The 23,726-nt window shown below is 65.4% G+C and carries 19 protein-coding genes; 6 read left to right on the forward strand and 13 right to left on the reverse strand.

Annotated features, from left to right (window positions below; all coding sequences use genetic code 11):
* Window positions 1-100: 100 nt before the first annotated feature.
* Together QQL87_RS27205 and QQL87_RS27210 are read left to right on the forward strand one after the other, a co-directional pair.
* On the forward strand, window positions 101-1,333 hold the full coding sequence (locus QQL87_RS27205) for a lytic murein transglycosylase (RefSeq protein ID WP_284422053.1): 1,233 nt from the start codon (window positions 101-103) through the stop codon (window positions 1,331-1,333).
* 201 nt (window positions 1,334-1,534) lie between these two features.
* The gene (locus QQL87_RS27210; RefSeq protein ID WP_284422015.1) at window positions 1,535-2,038 is read left to right on the forward strand and encodes a DUF1993 domain-containing protein; all 504 of its coding nucleotides are present in this window, start codon (window positions 1,535-1,537) and stop codon (window positions 2,036-2,038) included.
* Between the two features lie 113 nt (window positions 2,039-2,151).
* Here QQL87_RS27210 and QQL87_RS27215 read toward each other — a convergent pair whose 3' ends face one another.
* Genes QQL87_RS27215 through QQL87_RS27230 form a run of 4 tightly spaced genes read right to left on the reverse strand, consistent with a single transcriptional unit; the run spans window position 2,152 to window position 6,618 of the window.
* A complete protein-coding gene (locus tag QQL87_RS27215; protein WP_284422017.1) occupies window positions 2,152-3,102 on the reverse strand; it encodes an ABC transporter permease in 951 nt (316 codons plus the stop codon).
* Entirely contained in the window at window positions 3,099-4,043 is a 945-nt protein-coding gene (locus QQL87_RS27220) for an ABC transporter permease (RefSeq protein ID WP_284422055.1), read from the reverse strand. The genes QQL87_RS27215 and QQL87_RS27220 overlap by 4 nt, the downstream gene beginning before the upstream one ends.
* Window positions 4,044-4,086: 43 nt before the next feature.
* Window positions 4,087-5,556 carry a sugar ABC transporter ATP-binding protein gene (locus QQL87_RS27225; protein ID WP_284422018.1) on the reverse strand — a complete coding sequence of 490 codons (1,470 nt, stop codon included), beginning with the start codon at window positions 5,554-5,556 and terminating at the stop codon, window positions 4,087-4,089.
* Between the two features lie 39 nt (window positions 5,557-5,595).
* The gene (locus QQL87_RS27230; protein ID WP_284422019.1) at window positions 5,596-6,618 is read right to left on the reverse strand and encodes a substrate-binding domain-containing protein; all 1,023 of its coding nucleotides are present in this window, start codon (window positions 6,616-6,618) and stop codon (window positions 5,596-5,598) included.
* Between the two features lie 261 nt (window positions 6,619-6,879).
* On the opposite strand from QQL87_RS27230, the gene QQL87_RS27235 reads away from it, so the two are divergent.
* Complete coding sequence (locus QQL87_RS27235) at window positions 6,880-7,977, forward strand: alkene reductase (protein WP_284422020.1); 1,098 nt, start codon at window positions 6,880-6,882, stop codon at window positions 7,975-7,977.
* A gap of 229 nt (window positions 7,978-8,206) precedes the next feature.
* On the opposite strand, the gene QQL87_RS27240 is transcribed toward QQL87_RS27235, so the two are convergent.
* From QQL87_RS27240 to QQL87_RS27250, 3 genes are all read right to left on the reverse strand, one after another.
* Window positions 8,207-8,638, reverse strand: coding sequence for a hypothetical protein (locus tag QQL87_RS27240; protein WP_502871225.1), 432 nt, complete (start codon window positions 8,636-8,638; stop codon window positions 8,207-8,209).
* A 574-nt stretch (window positions 8,639-9,212) separates the two neighbouring features.
* Window positions 9,213-12,284 carry an autotransporter family protein gene (locus QQL87_RS27245; protein ID WP_284422022.1) on the reverse strand — a complete coding sequence of 1,024 codons (3,072 nt, stop codon included), beginning with the start codon at window positions 12,282-12,284 and terminating at the stop codon, window positions 9,213-9,215.
* 403 nt (window positions 12,285-12,687) lie between these two features.
* Window positions 12,688-15,072, reverse strand: coding sequence for a TonB-dependent receptor (locus tag QQL87_RS27250; RefSeq protein WP_284422023.1), 2,385 nt, complete (start codon window positions 15,070-15,072; stop codon window positions 12,688-12,690).
* 310 nt (window positions 15,073-15,382) lie between these two features.
* Between QQL87_RS27250 and QQL87_RS27255 the strand changes: the two genes are divergently transcribed.
* Window positions 15,383-16,018 carry a response regulator transcription factor gene (locus QQL87_RS27255; protein WP_284422024.1) on the forward strand — a complete coding sequence of 212 codons (636 nt, stop codon included), beginning with the start codon at window positions 15,383-15,385 and terminating at the stop codon, window positions 16,016-16,018.
* Between the two features lie 146 nt (window positions 16,019-16,164).
* Here the strand turns inward: QQL87_RS27255 and lanM are convergent, their stop codons facing one another.
* Window positions 16,165-16,560 carry a lanmodulin LanM gene (lanM, locus tag QQL87_RS27260; RefSeq protein ID WP_502871224.1) on the reverse strand — a complete coding sequence of 132 codons (396 nt, stop codon included), beginning with the start codon at window positions 16,558-16,560 and terminating at the stop codon, window positions 16,165-16,167.
* A gap of 921 nt (window positions 16,561-17,481) precedes the next feature.
* Here lanM and QQL87_RS27265 point away from each other — a divergent pair.
* Window positions 17,482-18,327 carry a hypothetical protein gene (locus tag QQL87_RS27265; RefSeq protein ID WP_284422025.1) on the forward strand — a complete coding sequence of 282 codons (846 nt, stop codon included), beginning with the start codon at window positions 17,482-17,484 and terminating at the stop codon, window positions 18,325-18,327.
* Between the two features lie 58 nt (window positions 18,328-18,385).
* The gene (locus tag QQL87_RS27270) at window positions 18,386-18,727 is read left to right on the forward strand and encodes a hypothetical protein (protein ID WP_284422026.1); all 342 of its coding nucleotides are present in this window, start codon (window positions 18,386-18,388) and stop codon (window positions 18,725-18,727) included.
* Between the two features lie 67 nt (window positions 18,728-18,794).
* On the opposite strand, the gene QQL87_RS27275 is transcribed toward QQL87_RS27270, so the two are convergent.
* From QQL87_RS27275 to QQL87_RS27295, 5 genes are all read right to left on the reverse strand, one after another.
* The gene (locus tag QQL87_RS27275) at window positions 18,795-19,727 is read right to left on the reverse strand and encodes an energy transducer TonB family protein (protein ID WP_284422027.1); all 933 of its coding nucleotides are present in this window, start codon (window positions 19,725-19,727) and stop codon (window positions 18,795-18,797) included.
* On the reverse strand, window positions 19,724-20,149 hold the full coding sequence (gene exbD, locus QQL87_RS27280; RefSeq protein WP_284422028.1) for a TonB system transport protein ExbD: 426 nt from the start codon (window positions 20,147-20,149) through the stop codon (window positions 19,724-19,726). The genes QQL87_RS27275 and exbD overlap by 4 nt, the downstream gene beginning before the upstream one ends.
* Before the next feature lie 3 nt (window positions 20,150-20,152).
* Entirely contained in the window at window positions 20,153-20,929 is a 777-nt protein-coding gene (gene exbB / locus QQL87_RS27285) for a tonB-system energizer ExbB (protein WP_284422030.1), read from the reverse strand.
* Between the two features lie 399 nt (window positions 20,930-21,328).
* A complete protein-coding gene (locus QQL87_RS27290) occupies window positions 21,329-23,071 on the reverse strand; it encodes an ABC transporter substrate-binding protein (RefSeq protein WP_284422058.1) in 1,743 nt (580 codons plus the stop codon).
* Window positions 23,072-23,207: 136 nt separating this feature from the next.
* Window positions 23,208-23,537, reverse strand: coding sequence for a DUF2160 domain-containing protein (locus QQL87_RS27295; protein ID WP_284422032.1), 330 nt, complete (start codon window positions 23,535-23,537; stop codon window positions 23,208-23,210).
* Between the last annotated feature and the right edge of the window lie 189 nt (window positions 23,538-23,726).

The raw sequence follows: 23,726 nt of genomic DNA on the forward strand, positions 1-23,726 counted from the left end.
CCATCGGTGAGACCGGATGCGAAGCTCTTCGACTGCCTTGCGCGTCACCTTCAGTGCGCTTGCAACCTCGTTCATGCTGGTTGTCAGCGCATCAGCGCAAATGGCGCCGGAGGCCGCGGCGCCGCGGCCGAGGCCCGCGCCGTCCTTGCGCGCCGCTTCCTGCCATAACGGCCAGAGCTTCGACCGTTTTCTCGCCGAGCTGAAGCAGCGCGCTGTGGCCGAGGGCGTGTCGCAGCGCGCGATCGCGGCGGCCTCACCCTACCTCACCTACGATCAGGGCATCGTCAACCGCGACCGCGGCCAGCGCGTGTTCGGCCAGCTGTTCACCGAGTTCGCCGGCCGCATGGCCGCAAGCTACCGGATGCAGAACGGCCAGCAGCACATCAAGATTCATGCGGCGGCGTTCGCGCGCGCCGAGAAGGAGTATGGCGTGCCGCCGGCCGTCATCGCCGCGTTCTGGGGCCTTGAGAGCGACTTCGGCTCCAACATGGGCAACCTGCCGGTGCTGCCGTCACTGGTGTCGCTGGCCTACGACTGCCGCCGCAGCGAGCGCTTCCAGAACGAGACCATCGCCGCGCTCAAGGTCATCGACCGCGGCGATCTCTCGCCACCGGAGATGATCGGCTCCTGGGCCGGCGAGCTCGGCCAGACCCAGTTCCTGCCGACGCACTACGTCACCTATGCGGTCGACTATGACGGCGACGGCCGCCGCGACCTGCTGCGCAGTCCGTCGGACGTGATCGGCTCGACTGCGAACTACATCGCCACGGGGCTGAAATGGCGCCGCGGCGAGCCGTGGCTGGAAGAAGTCCGCGTGCCCCAGAGCTTCCCCTGGGAGCAGGCGGATCTCACCGTCAAGGCGCCGCGCAGCAAATGGGCGGGCCTTGGCGTGAGCTACGCCGACGGGCGGCCGCTGCCGAACGATGCGCTCGAAGCCTCCGTGTTGCTGCCGATGGGCCGCAACGGTCCCGCGTTCCTGGCCTATGCCAACTTCGCCGCCTATACCGAGTGGAACAACTCCCTGATCTATTCGACCACAGCCGGCTATCTCGCGTCCCGCATCGCCGGCGCGGCGCCGATGCGCAAGCCCTCGACCCCGGTCGCGCAGATGCCGTTCAACGAGATCAAGGAATTGCAGCAGCTGCTCGTGAAGGCGGGCTTCGACGTCGGCAAGGTCGACGGTGTGCTGGGCCAGCAGAGCCGCATTGCGGTCAAGACGATGCAGTTGCGGCTCGGCCTGCCCGCCGACTCCTGGCCGACGGCCGAGCTGCTTGCACGGATGCGCGGCACGCCGCGCGCGGCCGCGCCCACAGCGGCAACCGCGACGCGCTGATCGCCGGCGCCGCATTGACCGATCCCGACGATGGCCCACACCTCGTCGCATTTGCGCTTCGTCCATCATACGAAATACGAGCTGGGAAAGAACTTTCCCAAAATCGCCCGAACATTAGAAAGATGCAGTTGCATTATCTTGGAGACAGCCCCATGTCCGTGGGGCGCTTCATTGCGACGTCTCCTTCAAGCGAGAGCATCCATGTCCTTCTACGACGCCACCGTCCCGGCTTACCTTCAGATCCTCACCAGCCTCTCCGGCCTGCTGACCAAGGCCGAAGCCCATTGCGAGACGAAGAAAATCGAGCCTGAGGTGCTGCTCGGCGCCGGGCTCTATCCGGACATGCTGCCGTTTTCGAAGCAGATCCAGCTCGCTTGCGATTTCGCCGCCAAGGGCTGTGCCCGCCTCACCCATAGCGAAGTGCCGGTCACGCCCGACACCGAGAAGAGTTTTGCCGAGCTGCGCCAGCGGCTCGCCAAGACCATCGATGATCTGAAGCGCTTCACGCCCGCGCAATTCGAGGGCGCCGACAGCCGCGACGTCACCTTCCCGACCGGCGCGACGACCAGCATGACGTTGAAGGGCCAGGAATTCGTCAACCGCGTCTCATTTCCGAACTTTTATTTCCACGCCGCGATTGCCCACGGCATTCTCAGACATAACGGCGTCGAGATTGGAAAACGGGATTTTCTGGGCGTCGCCTGAGCCCGCTTTCGCGTTCTGCAGCAGGCAACTCGGATGGCCTGCTGCGGCAGCCGATCGCGGACTCCGTCGGCATCGGACGACTCTCGATAGATGCCGGATGTCTGAGAAGAGACTCAGCGCTCCTGTTCACGACCGCTCGCAGCCGTGATGACCGCGACGATGATCAACCCCGTCAGGACCAGGCGGACGCCGGCGCTGACACCGAAGGTGTTGAGCATCGTCAGCAGCAGCACGAGGAACAGCGCCGCGCCGAACAGACCGGGGATGTTCGCCTTGCCGCCCGCGACCGACGTGCCGCCAATGACGACCACGGCGATGGATGCGAGCAGATATTCGTTGCCGATGTCGACATTGGCGCCGCGGAAATAGCCGGCCAGCAGCGCACCGTCGATGCCGCCGAGCGTCCCGCACAGCACGTAGCTGGCAAAGCGCACCCGATCGACCCTAATGCCGGCGAGACACGCGGCGCGCATGTTCTGTCCGATCGCCAGCACGGAACGGCCGAACACCGTGCGTTGCAGAACGACGTTCGCACCGATCATGAACAGCACCGTCAGCACGGCCAGCAGGGGAATGCCGAGCAGCTGGATGTTGGTGAAATCGGCAAAGCCGGGCGGCGGCTTGATCTGGAGCCCGCGACCATAGCTGATGTCGATCGACTGGATGACGAAGCTGGCCGAGAGCGTCGCGATGATCGGTGGAATCCGCAGCGCCTGGATCAGCAGATAGTTCGCCGCGCCGATCGCCGCGCCGCACGCGAGCGCGGCGATCAGGCCGAGCGCGATACGCTGATCGTCGCCGCCCATCACCGTCATCGCCACCGCGCTGGCAAGCCCGATATTGGCCGGCAGCGACAGGTCGACATTCCCCGGCCCCAGCGTGATCACGAACATCTGGCCGACACCGACCACGACCGTGAACACCGCCAGCGAGAGGGCGGCCGTCAGCATGCCGCCTGCGCCGTAGCCGCCGGTGAAGAAGATCGCCGCCAGCCACACCGCGAAGGCGCCCATGTACGACCAGATCCAAGGTCGGGCGAGAGCCTGGCCGAGCGCCCTCTTCATCGCTCCGCATCCTTCCTGCTGATCAGCACGCGGGCGGCGAGCACGACGATCAGGATGGCGCCGTTGGCAGCGACCTGCCAGTCCGGCGGAATACGCATGAAGGTGAGCAGCGGCGAGGCCGCAAGGGCCAGCGTCAGGGCACCGATCACGGCACCGATCGGCGAGACCCGGCCGCCGACGAACTCGCCGCCACCGAGGATGACCCCGGCGATGGACAACATCGTGTAGCCGTTGCCGATGTTGGCGTCGCCGGAGGTCGTGGTGCCGATCAGGGCGAGCCCCGACAGCACACCGAACAGGCCGGCACAGGCAAACAGCGCCATCTTCGCTTTCAGCAGCGACCAGCCGGCCCTGCCGATGGCGACGGAATTGCCGCCGGTCCCCCGCAGGATGGCGCCGTAGGACGTGCGCATCAGCCCGACATAGGCGACCGCGGCGATTGCGGCCGCCGCCAGGATCGGAAACGGCACGAGCGGCGGCTTGATGCTCATCACCGCCAGCAGCCAGTCCGGGGCTTTGCCACCGGGCTTCGGCAGCATCAGGATGGCAAGTCCCTGCCAGACGAAGCTCATGCCGAGCGTGACGACGATCGAAGGCAGGTTGCGCAGATGGATCAGTGCGCCGAGGCCCGCATAGGCCGCGATGCAACCGAGCAGCGTGACCATCCCGAGCAGCGGGGTCTCGCGCAGCCAGGTCGCGGTGACGCAGCCTACGAAGCCGACAAATGCGCCGATCGACAGATCGAGGTCGTTGCCGGCGATCACGAACATCTGCGCCACTGTCGCCAGCGCAATCGGCACCGCGAGGTTGAGCATCAGGGTGAAGCCGAAATAGCTGATGGCGCGCGGATTGAGCCAGGCGATGCCGATCAGCACCAGGGCCAGCGACAGAGCCGGCAGGAGGGCCCGCAGCAGCCGCGGCAGATTGTGCGCGCCGAGCATGGACCCGGCCTGTTTCGCGGACACGTTCACAGAGGCCATGCGTTCAGCCCGCTTCCGCGAATGATGACTGGATGACCTTCTGCTCGGTCAGTTCCTCGCGGGTCAGGTCGGCCACGATCGCATCGTTGCGAAAGACATAAACGTGGTCGCATTGCTTCAACTCATCGGTCTCCGTGGTGTACCACAGGAAGGTGCGGCCATGGTCCGCCTCGGCGCGGATGAGGTCGTAGACCTCGCGCTTGGTGCCGACATCGACCCCGCGCATCGGATCGTCCATAAGCACGATGCGCGCGTCCGAGCCGAGGGCGCGGGCAAACAAGACCTTCTGCTGATTGCCGCCCGACAGAGACAGGATGTTGTTGCGAACATCGGGTGTGCGGATCCGGATCTTGTCGCGCCACTGCAAGGCGAGCGCCTGCTCCCGTCCCGGCGAGATCAGCAAGCCCTGGCGCAGGCTGGACAGCGAGCGCACGGCGATGTTTTCCGCAATCGACCACAGCGGAAAGACACCGTCGGCCTGGCGATCACCGGCGACCAGGGCCACGCTTGCCGTGATCTCAACCCCGCTCACCGCGCGGCTCGCAGCCGCGAACACCGCGAGCAGCAGCTCGGTCTGGCCATGGCCGGCGAGACCGGCGAGGCCGATGATCTCGCCCTCATGCGCCACCAGCTCTCCAGCACCGCTCTGGCGCCTTGGACGGGCCCGCACGCGCAGTGGCGATCGTCCGCGGGCGTGCCCCTGATCGGCCTTGGCCTCGCGCGCATGGGCCTCGACGTCGCCCATCGCCGCAACCAGCCCTTCACGGTCGAACGACGCAGCCGGCGCGTCGGCGACGGTCCGGCCGTCGCGCATCACCACGATGCGATCGCAATTCGCGAGCACCTCCCCGAGCAGGTGCGAGATGAAGATGCAGCTGGCGCCCTCGGCGACCACGCGGCGCACGAAGCCGAGCAACTGCCCGGCAGTGTGGCCGTCGAGCGAGGACGTCGGCTCGTCGAGGATGACCAGCCGCACCGGCTCATCGGTCACGGTGAAGGCGCGCGCGACCTCCACCATCTGGCGCCGCCCGATCGGGAGGTCCTGAACCAGATCGGACGCCGCGATGCCGTGACCGGGGAAGATGGCATCGAGCTTGTCGCGGATCAGCCGCCCGGCCTTCCGCCGCCAGGAGAAGCCGGTGAGCGACGGATGAAAAACGCGGGTGTTCTCGGCGACCGTCAGGTTGGGGCACAGCGAGAGCTCCTGGAACACGCAGCGGACGCCCAGCCCCTTCGCAACTCCCGGCGAATAGCCGGCCGGCTCCACGCCACCGATCTTAAGATGCCCGCGATCGGCCGCGGCCGTGCCGGCAAGGATATGCATCAGCGTCGACTTGCCTGCGCCATTGTGTCCGACGAGCCCGAGGCATTCGCCAGCGGCGAGCATGAGGTCGACGCCGCCAAGGGCCCGGACGGCACCGAAATGCTTTTCGATGCCGTCCAGTCTGACCAGCTCAGGCCGCGTCACGGTCATTCGGCGCCTGCATCTGCGAACCGCGTCCCCGATCGGCCGTCACTTCATGTTGGCCTTGATCGCCGCGATCGCTTCGGCCTGCGTGTATTCGTGGCTGGCAACGCCGCCCTTCGGAATGTTGGGCAATTCAGTCTCGAAGGTGTCCTGCGTGAACGCGAGGTAGGGCACCAGCAGATCGTGAGGAATGCTCTTGTTGCCGTCCAGCACCTGCTGGGCAACCCAGAACGCCAAGGTCGATACGCCAGGTGCGATGGAGGCGGACCAAGTGGCGTAGCCGTCCTTGGCCTTCTGCTCCTTCCACCACTGCAGTTCGTCCTGGCGGTTGCCCATGATGATGGTGGGGCGCGGCTTGCCGGCAGCGGCAAACGCCTGCGCCGCGCCATAGCCGTCACCGCCCTGATCGACCACACCGACGATGTCGGGCAGCGACGGCAGCACGGTCGCCACCGCCTTCTGCGCCGTCGTCTGATCCCAGTCGCCGGTGACCGACGCCACGATCTTGAACTGGGGGTGCGCCTTCACGCCTTCGAGAATTCCGGCGTGGATGGCGTCGTCGATCGAGGTCCCCGCCAGCCCGCGGATTTCGAGCAGATTGCCGCCCTTGGGCTGGAACTTCGCCATCTCCACGACCTCCTGATTCCCCATCGCCTTGAAGTCGACGACGACCCGATAGGCGCAGGGCTCGGTGACGATGCCGTCGAACGACACCACGACGATGCCGGCATTGCAGGCCTGCTTGACGGCGCCGTTCAATGCATCAGGCGAAGAGGCATTGATGACGATCGCGTCATAGCCCTGCAGGATCAGGTTCTGGATCTGCGCTGCCTGCGTCGGCACCTCCTTGTCGGCAGTGGTGAAGATGTCGGCGGCGGCGACCGCCTTGTCGGCGACGGCCTTCTTGGTCACGATCTCGTAGCTCTTGAGCATCGCCTGGCGCCAGGAGTTGCCCGCATAGTTGTTCGAAAACGCGATCTTCTTGCCGCTCGTGTCGGCATATGCCGCCCCGCCGACGATGGTGCTGACAACGGCGCACACGGCCGCGATCCCGATGCCGGACTTCATGGATGGACCTCCCCTGGCGACCTTCATGCGGGCCGCGATGTTTTTTGCACGTCTCGATCGAGCGCAGGTCACGATATCGCCGCGCGGTTCCTTCGACAAGCTCGCACGCGCTGTGCGCGTGTTGGTCCCGGCGAGCGGACCGCATTGCTTCTCGCGCAGCATGCGCGGAACTCCCCCGCATTTTTGAATGGCTCGGCCCATTGTTCCCTGTGCGGCAATGCACAACTGGTCCCTGACCTGTCCTTGCAATGGAAAGAGCCGATGAGCACATCCAAACTGTTCGAGCCGTACAAGCTCGGCCCGATCACCCTGGCCAATCGCGTCGTGATGGCGCCGCTGACGCGCAATCGCGCGGTGGCGGGCCTGGTGCCGAACCCGCTGGCCACGGACTATTATCGCCAGCGCGCCAGCGCCGGCCTGCTGATCACCGAAGCGAGCCAGATCTCGCAGCAGGGTCAGGGCTATCAGGACACCCCCGGCATCTATTCGAAGGAGCAGATTGCCGGCTGGCGCAAGGTGACCGACGCCGTGCACGCCAAGGGCGGCCGCATCTTCATCCAGCTCTGGCACGTCGGCCGCATCTCGCACGTCTCGCTGCAGCCGAATGGCGGCGCGCCCGTCGCGCCCTCAGCCATCCCTGCCAAGACCAAGACCTTCGTCAACGGGACCTTCACCGACGTCTCCGCCCCGCGCGCGCTCGAGCTGGCGGAAATCCCCGGCATCGTCGAGGCGTTCAAGCAGGCCGCGCTGAATGCTGTCGAGGCCGGCTTCGACGGCGTTGAGATCCACGGCGCCAACGGCTACCTGCTCGACCAGTTCGCCAAGGACGGCGCCAACAAGCGCACCGACGCCTATGGCGGATCGATCGAGAACCGCGCGCGGCTGATGCTCGAGGTCGCCAAGGCGGTCTCCGGCGCCATCGGCCCTGAGAAGACCGGCATCCGCATCTCGCCGGTGACGCCGGCTAACGACGTTTCCGATTCGAACCCGCAACCGCTGTTCGACTACATCGTCGACCAGCTCAACGCACTCAACCTCGTCTTCATCCACGTCATCGAGGGTGCGACCGGCGGACCGCGCGATGTCGCGCCGTTCGACTACGCCTCGCTGCGCAAGCGATTCAAGGGCGCCTACATCGCCAACAACGGCTATGACCTTGCGCTGGCCAACAAACAGCTCGATGCCGATGCCGCCGACCTGATCGCGTTTGGCCGTCCCTTCATCGCCAACCCGGACCTGGTCGAACGGCTCAAGACCGGCGCAGTTCTCAACGAGCTCGACCGCGCGACGCTCTATGGCGGTGGCGAGAAGGGCTACACCGACTATCCGACGCTCAAGACGTCGCAGGCGGCGGAGTAGTCGCGTTCTCGGAGGGTGGGCAAAGCGCCCGCCTTGCAGCGCAGTCGCGTGCCCACCGCCCGCCCGTGGATGCGTTGCGGGAATGGTGGGCACGGCGCGCGATGGATTCGCATGACGCGATGTCTCGCGCGCGCCTTCGCCCACCTGCTCCAGACAACGCACGATCTCGGCGACGCCGTGTAGAGCATGATCTTTTCGGAAACCGGTTGCCACTTTTCCGGATCATGCTCTAGGTCATGCTTCCCGGCAGGAAGCAGCGCACCTCGATGCGCAGCCCGGTATTGAGCTCGCGATAATACACCGGCCACACCATCGTGCGGCCGGCGCGATTGGGTTCGGTGACGACGGCATCGTCCGGCACGTTCCACCAGATGCCCTCGATGCGCACGCGGTAGCGGCCATCCTGCACCTCCCAGTCGATGTCCGAGAGCGCCGTTCCATCGGCATCCGAACAGCACGGCCCCCTGCGCGAACGCAAGCTCTCGAACCATCCCTTCAGCGGCGAGTTGGCATGGCGTCCGTCGAGGTCGCGCGCCATCGCGTCGGGCAGCGGCAGGGACTGCAGACCGAGACCGCCCGCGAGCGCCGCGACAGCGATCGTCGTTCGCACCAGGCGAGCGAGGCCGGGCTGACGGAGGCTCCGCGAAAGGACTGAAATCATCGCCGCAAGGATTGAAGATCCGTCACTCATGTCGCCACCTCGTTGCTCGATGCGAGAGATGCGCAATAGCTCGTCGATCTTCATGGCGGAAGTTCGTAGTAAACAACGACGTTCGAAGGCGATCACGCAAGCGTCGAAAATTTCAGGACGGCGCAGCTCATTTGTTCACGATTATTATAGGATTAGTTCCCGTCGACCGTGGTGAACGTGACCATAGTGATTGATGCTGCCGAGAACTCGCTGAGTCTACGTAGGGCAGGCAAAGCGGCGCCGTCAGGCGGCGCGTGCCCACCATGCCAAGTCCCAACCATGGCGGTGGGCACGGCGCGCGATGGACCCTGCCTGTTTCGAAATGATCGGGCGCGCCTTTGCCCACCCTACCGGCTGACGCAAGAGTGGACGCAGCGAGCCCAGCAACGGCGACACGGACGGAGACGGCACAGGTTCTGATCATCCTATCCGATGATCCGGAGGCTGGAGCAGGCGCCGCCCTCGCGTGGTGAGCGGGATGTGACCATGGAAAAGGCCGGGATCGCTCCCGGCCTTTCCTGTCAGCCGGCAGAGACGAGCGCCCTCAGAACTCCGCGCGCACCTTCAGCACCGCCGACTGTTCGAGATATTTGCTGCCGACCACGGCGTTGTAGCCGAGCGAGATCGATTGGCGCTCGCCGAAGGCCACCAGCTTCAGCGCGGCGCCGAGCTCGGCCAGGTTGCGCTCGGGCGACGGCCCAGCCGCGACGAAGGTGGCGCCGCCGCCGGCGAAGGCCGCCGTCACGTTCTGCGCCGTGTTGCCGAACTCGTGCCGCCATGCCGCCAGCGTTTCCAGGCCAAAACCGTAGGTCGAGGTGACCAGCAGCGGGAGGGTCGAGCGGAAGCCGAGGTTGGAGCGGACCGAGTTGGTGGTCTGTCTGGCGACCGTGAGCGCGGCGCCTGCCGCACTGGCCTCGGTGTAGGCCTGCTGATCGAGCCGGCCATAGGTGACGCCGGCAAACGGCGTTAGCACCGCCTGATCGACCTTCACCGGCATGCCGAACTCGCCGCGCAGCAGCGTCAGCCAGCCCTTGTGGCTGCCCGAGGCAGTGTCGGTGAAGCCGGCGAAGTTGATGCGGCGCGTGGTGGTGTAGTCGACGAGCGCGACGCCGGCGGAGCCGTTGACGTACCAGGACGGCTGCACATAGGCGCCATACACCGTGCCCTGATAGTGCTGCATCCCGACCGCATCGCCGGCGGCGGTCCGGTCGTCGATGCTGCTGGTGGCATAGCCGAACGCGGCGCCGACGCGGAACGCGCCGTCGATGCGCTGATCGATGCCCGCCACCAGGCCGCCGGTGTTGCCCGAATAGCCGGCGACGCCAGCCACGTCGCGCTGCGAGGCATTGGTGCCGATCAGGCTGCCCCAGACGGTGCGCTCAGGCTCCGGCGCGATCGCCGGCGCCTTCAGCGCCGGGCGCGCCTTGGTGGCACCATAGGCCATCAGCATCGAAGCCAGCGGATCGGTCTCGGCCGCGAAGGCCGAGGCGACGCGGGCGTTGGCGGACGGCCCGGCCGCCGTCGTCAGGCGATTGTCGATCTGATCCTGGAACAGCGCGGCGGTGCTGAGCGGGACCTGAACCTGGGCACCGTTCATCAGCGGCCGCAGCTGGTCGCCGGCGTTGCGCACCTCCCTGTCGGTGCCGAGGCTCTGCACGGCGCCGCCCAGGGCCTGCACCTGCATGTTGCCACCGGTGTATCCGAACAGGCCGTTGAGCGCCGCGAGCGTGCTCGGCGAGATGCCGGCAATGGTCGCAGGCGACCGCACCGAGGCGTTCAGCAGCAGGCTGCCGGTGGCCGTATCCGCCGTGAACCCGACCAGCGCGCTGGTGAAATCGACGTCGAGCTGCGTCGCCGACACCGAGGTTGCGACACGGTAGACGTCGCCATTGCGGACGATGCCCTGCAGCGTCGGCGCGATCGTGCCGGCGCCGGCGAAGGTCACGGTGCCCATGATGTTGCCGATGTTGGCCGACGGTGCCGCGGCGCTGCCGCCGGCCCCGAAGATCGTGGTCCGCAGCACCGCGCCGTCGACCAGTTGCACGCCACCAGCCCCGACGGAGACCTGCGACTTCATCAGGTCGAGCGTGCCGAAATTGACGACGCTGGCGAGGCTGGCCACGCCGTCGAGCGTCAGCGAGTTGGCGCCGAGACCATTCTGCGCGACGACGTTGCCGCTGAAGCCGGTGCCCTTGAGCAGGATGGTGTTGGTGGCGCCGTCCTGGTCGTTGATCACGATGTCGCCGCCGAGCCTGCCAGTGTTGACCAGGTTGAAGCTGCGCGCGCCGAAGAAGATCGCCGCCTGGTTGGTGCTCGCAGCGCAGAGCGGATCGGCGGTGTTGGCACCAGCCGTCGGACAGGCATTGCCGTTGGCATCGGTGCCGGTGCCGGAACTGCTATAGGTGCCGGCAATCGTGCCCGGCGTCGCCTTGGCGAAAGAGCCTCGCGAGGCGCTCTGGTCGACCGAGATCGATCCCGCGATGGTGCCGCTGTTGCTGACATCGTGCTCGCCGGAGCCGAGATAGATGTTGCCCTGGATCAGGCCGGCATTGCTGATGACGCTGTCGCGCGGACCCGAATTCGAGCCGCTCCCGGTCAGCGGAAAGGTCGAACCCGCCGCAAGGCCCGCGGCGGTGGTCAGCGGATTGGTGTCCAGCGCCAGGATGTCGCCCTTGATGACGCCGCTCGTATTGTTGGTCAGCGTCAGCGCCTTGGTTTCCGTCACCGTCACGTTGCCGCTGGAATCGAATTTGTAGAGCGGTGTGTCGGGATTGCTGCCGGGGATCGTATCGAACTCGGCGCCGGCAAAGGCTGCGATGGCCCAGTGGCCGTCATAGAACCGGCTCGCCGACGTCCAGCTGGTGTTGGCGATGGTGCCGGAATTGGCGATCGTGGTGTCGGCCCGGCCATAATAGGCCGCGGCGTAGTTGCCGGTCGCCGAGATCGTGCCGCCGGCCCGGTTGTTGACCACGAAGCTGTTGGTGTTGTCGTCGGAATAGAGCGCCGAGATGATGGCGAGATTGGTGCCGTTGTAGCGACCGGATGCGGTCGCACCGCTCGACACGCTCAGCTTGGCCGGATCGAACGTGCCGAAGAAATTCTGTGTGACAGCCAGTGTGCCGGTATTGTTGACCGTGAACTTGTTGACTTGGCTGTCGGCGACGATGACGTGCAGCCGGCCGGCGCTGAGCTGGCTGGTGGTGAGGCTGAGCCAGCCGGCATTGTTAATGGTGACGTTGTTGACGGCCGGATCCTCGTCATTGGAGAAGTTGGCCGCGATCATGCCGCGGTCGGCAAGGCCGGTCTGGGTGTTGGTGGTGAGGTTGCGGACAGCCGTCGAATCCAGCGTGATCGTAGCCGTCGGCGGATTGGGATTGTAGCCGGTCGACGGGAAGGCCGGATTTGCAGGCGTGTAGGAATTGCCGCCGTTCGAAGGCGTCGCGGTTGCGGCCGCGGCATCATAGGCCGTGATCGCCGTGGTGATGGTCCCGCTGCAGGTCACGCTCACACCCGGCGTCGTACATTCGGCCTTCGACTCGCCGACGACCATCCACGTCGACAACAGCACGAAACTTGCTGCAGCGGCCTCGCTGCGCTTTCTGTTCTTTGATTTCACCTGACGCCCCAAATTACGCATGACATGCGCATTCTTGTTGGTGAGAAATTGTATCGAAATATTGACTGGCGCCAGCAAGGCGAAAGTTTCTCAAGGCATCAGGGACAAATTCCTAACAACAATAGAATTAGTCCTCGCATCATCTGACTAATTATTACAATTCGTCCAATGGACACTTTCGCGCTCGCCTCAGCTGCAGACCGACCGAAACGCGGACGCTCCCGGCGCAGCAAAGGTACGGCGGAGCTGACACCCAGGACCTGCGAGCACGACATCATCGGGATCGGGACGACGGCACGCGACAAACGAAAAGGCCGGGATTTCTCCCGGCCTTCTTGCCACGGTGGGGGGGCTGCCGTGGCGCGGCGCTTGCGCGCCTTTGATCGCGATCCGCCGCCGGCGCCTAGAACTTCGCCCGGATGCCGGCATAGGCGGCGAGCGGCATGCCCGGCACCATGCTGCGCGGATCATTCAAGGCAAATGCCGTTCCGCCGCCGGCGGTGTTGAAGCCCGCCGGATCGAACACGGTGCCAGCCGAGTAGTAGCGCTGGTTGAACAGGTTCTGGATCAGCCCGAACACCTCGACATTCTTGGTCACCTGATAGGAGGTGTTCACGTTGACGACCCAGTACGCCGGGACCTTCGGATAGACGTTGGTCTCGTCGTGCAGCAGATATTGGCTGCCGACATAGTTGACGCTGGCGCCGACCTTCCAGGCGTCGGTCACGGCATATTCGGCGCCGAGCTTCAGGCGATGCGCCGGGATGCCGGGAATGTGGTTGCCGGATACGACGCCGACGGGCACGCCGAGGAACGGATCGTTGACGTCGAAGGCACTGCGGAACGTCGCGTCGATGAAGGTGTAGTTGGCGTAGGCGGTCCAGCGGTTCCAGGTCAGGTCGAGCTTGGCCTCGACGCCCTGACGCAGCGTGGTGCCGGCGTTCTTGAAGTAGCCGCGAACGGGGTTCGCCGGATCGACGATCTGGAGAATGTCGTCGGAGTTCTCGGTGCGGAACAGGCTGATGCCCCAGCGCAGCTTCCAGCCCTCATCCACGGCCACCGCCTTGACCGGTGCCTTGCGATAAGGCGGAGGGGCCGCGGCATACGCCGAGCCGCCGCCGGAGATCTCGCCGCGCAGGCCGCCTTCGACGGTGCGCGACACCACCTGCTTGAGCGGCGGATCGGCGATCAGGAAGTTGTCGATCAGGCATGGATTGTTCGGGTCCGAGCAGCCGAGCTCGAGCGGGGTCGGCGCGCGGTTGGCCTCGGAGTAGCCGGCATAGGCGGTCATGTTCGGCGTGATCTTGTAGGTCAGGCCGACCACCGGATTGAAGCGCTGGAAGTTGTTGTCGCTGTTCAGCAGCGGCGCCACACCAGACTGGTCGCGCAGGTTGATCTGCGCCCAATTGAAGCGGCCGCCGGCCGTGAAAGCCAGCTGCGAGGTGATGTCGAAAGTGTTGGTCGCGTAGACGCCGAGATAAGTGTTCTTGGCGTTCAGGTTGACCGGAGCGAGGCCAGCGTTAGGCTGATCGATGTAGACGCCGAGGCCGGTGACGAACAGGTTGTTGTCGATGGTGCCGAGTTCAGATGTCGCCGCAAAGTTGGTGTTGCCGTGATCGACGCTGGCGCCGACGACAAAATGATTGTCATGGCCGAACAGCTGGGTGGTCGAAGTCGCCTGCAGCGAACCGCCATAGCTGTCGGTCTTGACGGTATTGCGGTCGATCTGGCCGAGCGCCGTGTCGGCGGCGAGCGTGTTGAAGGTCGGAATGTTCTGGTTCAGCGGAGTCTGGCCGTCACCGATGCAGAACTGGTTGTCGAGGCCTATGCCTGTATCGCAGGCTTGCGCATCCGTGCCGTTGCCGTCGATGCGCGACGACTTGTAGTTGCGGTAATAACCGTTGGCCTGGATCGACAGCGTATCGGTCGGCGCCCATTTGAGGCTCGCCTGCACCATCTGCATCTGCAGGCGCAGCGACTGCGGCCAGGTGTAGACGCTCGACCAGCGCTGGTTCAGCATCTCGATCGGCGTCGCCGCCACCGAGCCGAGCTTGTTGTCGGCGCCCGTGAAGGACAGGTGGAACTCGGTGGTGTCGCCGCGCGCGCCGAAATCGGCATACATGCGGCGGACCTGCGAGGCCGACGAGTAGTCGCGCCAGCCGCGGTCATAGGCGCCTTCCGCCGCGATATAGGCCGAATAGGTGCCGTTGTTCCAGCCGTACTGCGCGCCGGACTGGATGCGGCCGAACGAGCCGCCGAACAGCTGGGTTTCGCCGCCCTGATAGGTGAAGCCGTTCTTCATCTCGATCGAGAGCGCGCCGCCGGTGGCGTTGAGGCCGAACAGCGGGTTGTTCGGCTGTAAGGTCAAGCGCGCGATCGCCATCTCCGGGATCAGGTCCCAGTTGACGACGTCGCCGAAGGCTTCGTTGATGCGGGTGCCGTTCTGGTAGACGGCGATGCCCTGCGGCGTGCCGAGCACGGGCGAAGCGGTCTGGCCGCGATAATTGAGGTCCCGCTGGAACGCGTTGCCGGTCTGGTCGCTGAGGGAGACGCCCGGCACCGACTGCAGGATGCCATCGAGCAGCGACGGCGCACGGCTGTGATCGAGCTCCTTGGCGCCGATCGTCTCGACGTTGGAGGGAATCTTGTCCCTCGCGATCTCGCTGCCCTGCACCGGCGAGACGCCGACGATTTCGAAAGTCGGCAAGGCGTCCTGGGCAAATGCAGCCCCAGGCAGCAGCGCACATGTCGCAAGTAGAGCACTCTTCAGTGCCGAGAGTCTGGTCAAGACGTCCCCCAGTTTCTTGTCGACCGGTCCGGAGCCAGCTCACGCCCCTGAGCCCCACCCGCTCCAGATCCGGTCCATTCCCACAGAATACGAACGGTAACATTCGTAAAGCAGCGGCCAATACTGTCGCAATGGGGATTATTCTTCCCGCTTTAGGGACATTTTTCCCGAATCCGGAAACATGCGACGATGTTGCCAAATTCTCCCCCCGGCTCCGCCGCACTGGCGCACCCGGTTCTGGTTTGCAACAGAACTCGAATGATAGAGGAACGTCGGCGCGACCGGCGCCAAGGGGCGAGACCTGCATCGGATGTATCGTGTTCTGCTCGTCGATGACCACCCGGTCGTGATCACGGCCTGCCGCTGGCTGTTGAACGAAGCCGGCATCCGCTCGCTGTCCGAGGCACACGACGCCGAGAGCGCCTACGAGGCCTACGTCCGCGACAAGCCGGATGCTGCCGTCGTCGATCTGCGCCTGAAGGGCGATGAGGTGGACGGGATCGGTCTGATCGAGCGGATGCGGTCTCACGACCCGAATGCCAGGATTCTCGTCTTCAGCATGCTCGCCGATCCGCGCATCGTCCGCTCCGCCATCGATGCCGGGGCCAGCGGCTATCTGCTCAAGGACGCCCCGCCGCAGGAGCTGCCGAAAGCGCTGGAGCAGGTGCGCGCCGGCGGAACCTATCTGGATCCACAGCTCGCAACGCGAATCGCCATGCTCCGCGCCGATGCCGATGGAAAGTCCGAGACGTCGCTGACGCCGCGCGAGCGCCAGGCACTCGCGCTGCTCGCACAGGCCAAATCCTATCAGGCGATCGCCGACCATCTCGGGATCAGCTACAAGACCGTGATCAACCTGACCTACCGGCTGCGGCAGAAGCTCGGGGCGCGCAGCCTGCCCGACCTCGTCCGGCTGGCGGTGGAAATGTCCCGCCCGGGCTTCTGACATCTGCCCTGACCCGGCGGGCCGCGAGCGTCCTCAGTCAGCGATGCCAGGCTGAAAAAGGTTGGAAGGCTCAGAAAAGATGAGGCCCGCGACGGTCTCCCGCTGCGGGCCTGCGTTCTCTGTTGCGGCGGTCCGAGGACCGCGCGTCACTTCACCAGCTTGGCCACCGACTTAAGCTCCTTGGAATCGAGCGTGCCGTCATTGTCGGGATCGGCCGCCTTGAAGCGGCCGGCCACGAGCGCGAGATACTCGTCCTTGGTGAGGGTGCCGTCGTTGTCGGGATCAGCCGCCTTGAGGTCCTTGGCCGAAACCCGGCCGCGCAGCTCCTTGGCATCGAGCGTGCCGTCATGGTCGCGATCCAGACGATCGAACAGGGCGCCAGCCGCAGCACGAACCTCGTTCAGGTCAGCGGTGCCGTCCTTGTCAGGATCGATCGAGGTCAGCAGCTTCGAAGGCGCCGGCGCACTCACAGCCATCGCCGGGGAGCCGACGATCGCAGCCATGCCGACGGCGGCTGCCGTCATCATCAGTTTCCAATTCATCGAATTGATCCTTTGTCTCGGCCGCCCGACCCGAGCGGCGATGAATAGTCCGGGAACAACGTATGCGGGCGTCGCTAGTTTCATGGACGACGCGCCATGCATCGCGTTGACCTAAGTGAGGCCCGGCAATTTCGCAAGTGCAAGAACGGCGCGTTCGGGAACATTGCACATCGACCCGCCGGGATCAGAACCTGGGTCCATGCAGGAAATATCTCCCCGGACGGTCGCGACGCGCCATGGCCGGCACATCGCCGCTCGCGTCAGCACGTGCTGCTGCGAGCGGCCGGCCGTGCGTCGACCGCAAGCGAGCGACCTTGCGCGTCCGGCACCGCATCGCTGTCGCTGCAGGAGATCGGACACAGCTCCGCTCCGCGGTGTGTCCCCGCCGCAGCCAGACTTCAACTTCTCCCCTTCGAATTGCGTCGCGCGCGAACGCGCGTCCATCAGTGAGAAGGAAAATGGCAAGCAGGCAAGTCACGATCAGGCCCTGCCCGATCGGGCCTGCGGAAGCACGACGATGACAATCGATGGATCGGGGCACGGGCACGTCCAACTTCTGGCTGATCCGGCTGTCAGCCGCAGATATTGCTGCGATTGTCTTCCATCGTCTTGTGACGGCAATGTGTTTGCACCGCGCCACAATCATAACGAGTTGAGATTCGTTCGCGATTCGGCTGCCACATTGTCCCGGTCAAAAGATCCCGTTCGACTTGCCAAAACATCCCTATTCCCAACCGAAGTCACCGACACCGACGCAATTGAGGCAAAAGGCAACTGATCGTTTCCCGATCGCGTCACCTTTCAGCCGACAGCGCCGCATGTTTTCGCCGCCGCGACTCGTTAGCCATTCGACTGAGGGAGCGCGGGGACATGCAGTCGTTCGGCATCGCAAGACGACACCAAAAACGATCGCAATGGTGCATGGCCGCAGGTGCCTTGCTGCTCGCGCCGCTCGGTGCGGCGGCCGAGGAAATCCAGGGTAACGATCCCGCCTCGCCCGGTCATTTCCAGGTCGAGCAGCGCTTCGGCTATGTCACCACCTTCAATCCGCAGCAGCAGAACAATGGCCGCCGCGCCACGCAGCGCGCGGTCACCGGCGAGACCGAGATCGGCTACTCGCCGACCGAATGGTACGAAATCGCACTGACCTCGCCTTACGCCTTTGCGCGCGCCAACGTCCCGATGGCGCTCGGCAACGTGATGGACAATGGCGTGCCCGGCTACTCATTCCAGTCAGGTGGCGTCACGATTCGCCAGACCTTCATCCAGGGCGACCGGCTCGAGCGCACGGTGTTCGTCGGCTTGGTCTCGCGCACCATCCTGGCGCCGCAGGGCGGGCTCACGCCTGACCTGTGGGTCGCCAACAAGGCCGGCGCCGGCCAGCCAGGCGCGCCGCGCTTCGTGCAGGAGGCGACGCCGCGGGTGGCGCAGATGTTCACGCCGATCATCGGCGTCAACCTGCCCAATGACTATCAGCTCATCTTCAACGCCAACATGACGTTCGGCATCGACGGTGCCGGCTCGGCCTTCGAGCCCTCGGTGCGCTTCGTCAAGCGGCTCAACGACCGCTGGACCGTCGGCATCGAGCATTTCTCCAATCTCGGACCGTTCGGCTACATCCTGCCGTGGAATCAGCAGATGCAGACGCTCTATGCCGTCGCCGACACCCGCTTCAAGGGCTTCGAGTTCAGCTTCGGCGTCGGCTACGGCCTGACCAACGCCTCACGCGGCCTCGCGATCAAGACCAGCATCGGCAAGGATTTCTGACCGGCCCGGCTGCCGTCCCATCATCTCCACCCGCAATCACAAGAAAAGGACACTCGTCATGCGTCGCCTCGTCACCGCCTGCGCTCTCGCCATGCTCGCCGGCTCTGCCGCTCATGCCGAGGACGGCCCGCGCTTTCTCAATCGCACCGGGCAGACCATCGTGAAGATGTATCTGGCGGCCGCCGGCACCAAGAGCTGGGGCGCCGACCAGTGCAAGAACGACGACGAGGGCATGGTCGACCATAACGAGCGCATGACGCTGGTCGGCGTGAAGTCGGGCCGCTACGACATCAAACTGTCCGAACAAAGCGGCCGCACCTGCATCGCCAAGAACGTCGAACTCAAGGAAGGCGCCCAGTTCGTCGTGCGCGACACCGATCTGACTGAATGCTCCAAATAGATGAGATGAAATCGGACCGCGAGGGCAACGGTCTTGGGTCGGCGACACGCTGGTCCGCCCCCCTCGCTCACTGCGGCCGAATGCGGATCGGGATCGTCTCGGCCCGCTGGGCGTCCGTCATCCCCGGCGGGAATGGCGGAAACGGCTGAGCGCGCTCGACCGCATCGAGCGCGGCACGGTCGACGGCTGGGACACCCGAGCTCGACGCAATCCGCTTCGAGAGCAGCCGGCCGCTGCGTCCGATGACGACGCTGACGCTGACCGTTCCGCCTTGTTGTCCGACCAGCGTCGAGGTGCTGTAACGCCGGAAGTGAGCTACGAACTGACTGATCCATTCGGCCCGGCCTTGGCGCGCGCCTTCGCTATCGATGCCAGCATTCGGGGCCGTGGCAACACGGGTCGGCCGGCTTGGCGGGGCCGCCGCCGGCTTCGCCGGCGCGGGCTTCTTCTCGTCCTTCTCCTTTGCGTCCGTCTTCTCCACCGGCTTGCGCTCAGGCACGGGGGCCGGCTTCGCCTCCGGCGGCTTGGCTTCGATCGGCTTCGGCGGCGGAGGCGGTGGCAGCACGACGTCGTCGGCGCGTGGCGGCTCCGGCGCGAGCGCGACCTGCGGCGCGGGGTCCGGCGTGGCAATCACCTCCGGCACCGGCTCCGGCTGCGCCATCACCTGCGGCTCGGGCGGAGGCTGCGGCACCGGCTCGGCGACGGCTTCGCGCGCAACGGGCTCCTCCTTGGCCGGCTCTTCCTTCGGCGGCTCGGCGGGCGGCACCGGATCGGCCGGCGGCGTCTCCTGCGCGGCGGGCGCAGGCTCGCTCACGACCGCCGGCGTGAATACGACGTCGAATGCCGGCGCCTCGGCGCGCCCCTGCGGCGCCGGGCGCAACAGCAGATAGCCGACCGCGAGGCCGACATGCAGCCCCGCCACCAAGAGCGCGGCAACGGTCCACAGCCTCCGCTCGCGGCGGTCCTCGTCATCGAACGGATCAAGCGTCAGAACGCTCACGGCGCGGCCCGGTCTTCCAGCGCGACCAGCGCCACCTTGGTGTAGCCGGCGCGGCGCAGCGCATTCATCAGCGCCATGACCTCGCCATAGGGCAGCGTCTGATCGGCCCGCAGCAGCACGCGCTGGCCATGATCGGACTTGGTCGCGGCATCCAGCGACGCGGCGATGTCGGCTTGCGCGACGCTCTGGTCGCCGACGGCGAGCGAGCGGTCGGCCTTGAAGGTCACGAACACCGGCGTCTCCGCGCGCGGCTGCGGCTCGGCCGAGATGGCGGGCAGATTGACCGGAATGTCGACGGTGGCGAGCGGCGCTGCGACCATGAAGATGATCAGCAGCACGAGCATGACGTCGATGAACGGCGTCACGTTGATGTCGTGCGTCTCCTCGAACTCGTCGGGACGCTTGGCGAGCTTGACCGCCATGACTCACTCCGCCGGATTGGCAATCGACAGCAACGGCGCGTCGACCGCGCGGATGGCGCTGCGCCGCGCCTCGGCCGGGCCCGCATGCTGCCGGTCGAGATCGCGGCTGATCAGCCGCATCACCGCCACCGATGCATCGGCGATCACAGCGCGATAGCCGCCGGTGGCGCGCGCGAACAGGTTGTAGATGACGACGGCCGGGATCGCTGCCACAAGGCCGAACGCGGTGGCGAGCAGCGCCTCCGCGATGCCCGGTGCGACCACGGCCAGATTGGTGGTGTGAGCATGCGAGATGCCGATGAAGCTGTTCATGATGCCCCAGACGGTGCCGAACAGGCCGACGAAGGGCCCGACTGCGCCGACGGTGGCGAGAATGCCGATGCCGCGTCCGATGCGGGCCACCGCGGCGGCCTCGATCCGCTCGAACTGCCAGGCCACGCGCTCCTTGATGCCGTCGGCCGGCAGCCCGCGCGATTTGTCGATCTCATCCTCGGCCAGAGCGAGCAGACGGCCGACGACGCCGGCATCGGCCGGCATGCGTCCCATCGCATCGGACAAGGAGCGCGCCGCCAACGCGACGCCGAGCGAGCCGCGCGCCGTGCGCAGGGCCGAGCGAAGCTGGATCGTCTTGACGACCAGCACGGTCCAGGTCGCGACCGAAGCCAGTGCGAGGCCCACCATGACCGCCTGCACGACGATGTCGGCCTTCCAGAACATGGTCCAGGGCGACAACGCTTCCGGCAGCGTGCTCGCGAGACTGGCGATGTGCGCCTGATCCATTGTCCTACTCCCTCGATGGCCCCGTGTGATTGATGATCGCGGTCCCAGATCGTCCCGCCTTGAGACCCGACGCGTCAGTCAGGCTGAGCGCGCGAGGGAAGCAAAGGATGACGCCGGATCGTGTCGAGGCCTTGTTGTTTCGTGTCCTTGGGGCAAAGTCGCGGCAAGCGCCGCGCTGATCCCGATCAAGAAAGAGTGCCGCCTGTCGTCATCGGCTTCAAGGCGCTTGCCGGGTGGAATATGTCCCATGTGACCCGGGAAGATTTCCCGGGGGAGGTGGGATGTCCAGCTCCCATTGCCGTCAAAAGAAGAGGCCGGGATCGCTCCCGGCCTCTTGCATCATTTCGTCGTCTACCGCCGTGATGCCCCGCAGGGGGGCGGGGCATCACGGCGAGGCGATTACTTCGCCTCGGCGCGCTTCGGCGGGGTGGCCGGCCACGACTTGATCAGCGTGTCGTAGTCGATCGTCTCGCCCTTCGGCTTCTCGTTGGCGAGCTTGCGCTGCGGAGCGATGTTGCCGTCCTTGGCCGACTTGTTGAACCAGTACTCGGCCGATTCCTTCTTGTTCAGCTTCGGACCGCAGTCGCCCTGCACCTTGGACTTCTCGAGACGCTCGAGGACGGAGTCCTGGGCGGCTGCGAGCGCATCCATCGCGGCTTGCGGGGTCTTCGCACCGGACGACGCATCGCCGATGTTCTGCCACCACAGCTGCGCGAGCTTCGGATAGTCGGGCACGTTGTTGCCGGTCGGGGTCCACTGCACGCGGGCGGGCGAGCGGTAGAACTCGATCAGGCCGCCGAGCTTCGGCGCGCGCTCGGTGAACGACTTGTCCCAGATGTCCGATTCACGAATGAAGGTGAGGCCGACATGGCTCTTCTTCAGGGACACCGTCTTGGAGACGATGAACTGCTGATACAGCCAGGCCGCCTTGCGGCGGTCGACCGGGGTCGACTTCAGCAGCGTCAGCGAGCCGACGTCCTGATAGCCGAGCTTCATGCCGTCCTTCCAGTACGATCCGTGCGGCGACGGGGCCATGCGCCATTTCGGCGTGCCGTCGGCGTTCATCACCGGCAGGCCGGGCTTGACCATGTCGGCGGTGAAGGCGGTGTACCAGAAGATCTGCTGGGCGACGTTGCCCTGCGACGGCACCGGGCCCGACTCGGAGAAGGTCATGCCCTGCGCCTGCGGCGGGGCATACTTCTTCATCCAGTCGAGATATTTGGTGATCGAGTAGACCGCAGCCGGTCCGTTGACGTCGCCGCCCCGCTCGACCGAGGAGCCGACCGGACGGCAGCCTTCCATGCGGATGCCCCATTCGTCGACCGGCAGGCCGTTCGGCAGGCCCTTGTCGCCGTTGCCGGCCATCGACAGCCACGCATCGGTGAAGCGCCAGCCGAGCGAAGGATCCTTCTTGCCATAGTCCATGTGGCCATAGACCTTGACGCCGTTGATCTCCTTGATGTCGTTGGTGAAGAACTCGGCGATGTCCTCATAGGCGGACCAGTTCACGGGCACGCCGAGGTCGTAGCCATATTTGGCCTTGAACTTGGCCTTGTAGTCCGGATTGGTGAACCAGTCGTAGCGGAACCAATAGAGGTTCGCGAACTGCTGATCGGGCAGCTGATAGAGATGGCCGTTCGGCGCCGTGGTGAACGACGTGCCGATGAAGTCCTTGACGTCAAGACCGGGATTGGTGACGTCCTTGGCCTCGCCCGCCATCCACTCCGTCAGATCGACGGCCTGGCCGTAGCGGAAGTGCGTGCCGATGAAGTCGGAGTCGTTGATCCAGCCGTCATAGACGTTCTTGCCGGACTGCATCTGGGTCTGGATCTTCTCGACGACGTCACCCTCCTGGATGATGTCGTGCTTGACCTTGATGCCGGTGATTTCCTCGAACGCCTTGGCCAGCATCTTGGATTCATATTCGTGCGTCGTCAGGGTTTCCGACACCACGTTGATGTCCATGCCCTTGAAGGGCGCAGCGGCCTTGATGAACCACTGCATCTCCTTCAGCTGGTCGTCCTTCGACAGTGTCGACGGCTGAAACTCGCTGTCGATCCACTTCTTCGCGGCCGCCTCGTCGGCATAGGCGGGCGCGGTGAGCGCAGCCGATGCCGCCATCAGCGCGAACGCGCTCGTCATCATCAACGCCTTGGTCTTCAAGGCCCTGGGCAGGGGCTTCTTCCCTTCCGGCAGATCTCGCATGGTGTTTCCTCCATTGCAGTGACAGACTTCTTCAGGCCCGGGTTGCTCCCGGATCTGCTCCTCTTCGTTCGCCTCAGACGGTGCGGAAGATCGCAACGGCCGACGCCAACGAAATCGCGCTTGCGAGCCATAGGCTCGAAATCTCAAAACTCTCTTCGCCGACCGGCACGCTGGCGATGGCGTCGGTTCCGACCAGGCCGATCCACACCAGATGAATGACGGCGGCCGCAATCAGCGAAATGAACAGGCGGTCGCCGCGCGTGGTCGGAATCCGCAGCACGCCGACGCGCTCGGCCTCGGGATAGGCGGCCGCGAGCCACGTCATGACGCCGAGCGTGCAGGCCAGCAGAGCGAAAAAGATCGCACTCGGCAAGGTCCAGGCCATCCATGCGATATTGTCCATGGCGTCAGTGCCTCCAGGCTTCGAACGCTGCAAGCGATGACCACGCCGTCGCACCGGCGGCAGTCCGCTCCCCTCCCCCCGCGCGAAGCGAAGCTTCGCTAGGCGGGGAGGGGTCGGGGGTGGGGGTTCCGACAAAGACTACCCGTGGTGTGCCCCCCTCCCCGACCCTCCCCCGCAAGGGGGAAGGGA

This window comes from Bradyrhizobium sp. SSBR45G (genome assembly GCF_030159255.1).
In the GTDB taxonomy this organism is placed as follows: domain Bacteria; phylum Pseudomonadota; class Alphaproteobacteria; order Rhizobiales; family Xanthobacteraceae; genus Bradyrhizobium.

Excerpts from the sequence above, each read along its gene's own strand:
- QQL87_RS27205 (WP_284422053.1), top strand. The coding sequence starts at position 101 with ATGGCGCCGGAGGCCGCGGCGCCGCGGCCGAGGCCCGCGCCGTCCTTG.
- QQL87_RS27210 (WP_284422015.1), top strand. The coding sequence starts at position 1,535 with ATGTCCTTCTACGACGCCACCGTCCCGGCTTACCTTCAGATCCTCACC.
- QQL87_RS27215 (WP_284422017.1), bottom strand. The coding sequence starts at position 3,102 with ATGAAGAGGGCGCTCGGCCAGGCTCTCGCCCGACCTTGGATCTGGTCG.
- QQL87_RS27220 (WP_284422055.1), bottom strand. The coding sequence starts at position 4,043 with ATGCTCGGCGCGCACAATCTGCCGCGGCTGCTGCGGGCCCTCCTGCCG.
- QQL87_RS27225 (WP_284422018.1), bottom strand. The coding sequence starts at position 5,556 with ATGACCGTGACGCGGCCTGAGCTGGTCAGACTGGACGGCATCGAAAAG.
- QQL87_RS27230 (WP_284422019.1), bottom strand. The coding sequence starts at position 6,618 with ATGAAGTCCGGCATCGGGATCGCGGCCGTGTGCGCCGTTGTCAGCACC.
- QQL87_RS27235 (WP_284422020.1), top strand. The coding sequence starts at position 6,880 with ATGAGCACATCCAAACTGTTCGAGCCGTACAAGCTCGGCCCGATCACC.
- QQL87_RS27240 (WP_502871225.1), bottom strand. The coding sequence starts at position 8,638 with ATGATTTCAGTCCTTTCGCGGAGCCTCCGTCAGCCCGGCCTCGCTCGC.
- QQL87_RS27255 (WP_284422024.1), top strand. The coding sequence starts at position 15,383 with ATGTATCGTGTTCTGCTCGTCGATGACCACCCGGTCGTGATCACGGCC.
- lanM (WP_502871224.1), bottom strand. The coding sequence starts at position 16,560 with ATGAATTGGAAACTGATGATGACGGCAGCCGCCGTCGGCATGGCTGCG.
- QQL87_RS27265 (WP_284422025.1), top strand. The coding sequence starts at position 17,482 with ATGGCCGCAGGTGCCTTGCTGCTCGCGCCGCTCGGTGCGGCGGCCGAG.
- QQL87_RS27270 (WP_284422026.1), top strand. The coding sequence starts at position 18,386 with ATGCGTCGCCTCGTCACCGCCTGCGCTCTCGCCATGCTCGCCGGCTCT.
- exbD (WP_284422028.1), bottom strand. The coding sequence starts at position 20,149 with ATGGCGGTCAAGCTCGCCAAGCGTCCCGACGAGTTCGAGGAGACGCAC.
- exbB (WP_284422030.1), bottom strand. The coding sequence starts at position 20,929 with ATGGATCAGGCGCACATCGCCAGTCTCGCGAGCACGCTGCCGGAAGCG.
- QQL87_RS27290 (WP_284422058.1), bottom strand. The coding sequence starts at position 23,071 with ATGACGAGCGCGTTCGCGCTGATGGCGGCATCGGCTGCGCTCACCGCG.
- QQL87_RS27295 (WP_284422032.1), bottom strand. The coding sequence starts at position 23,537 with ATGGACAATATCGCATGGATGGCCTGGACCTTGCCGAGTGCGATCTTT.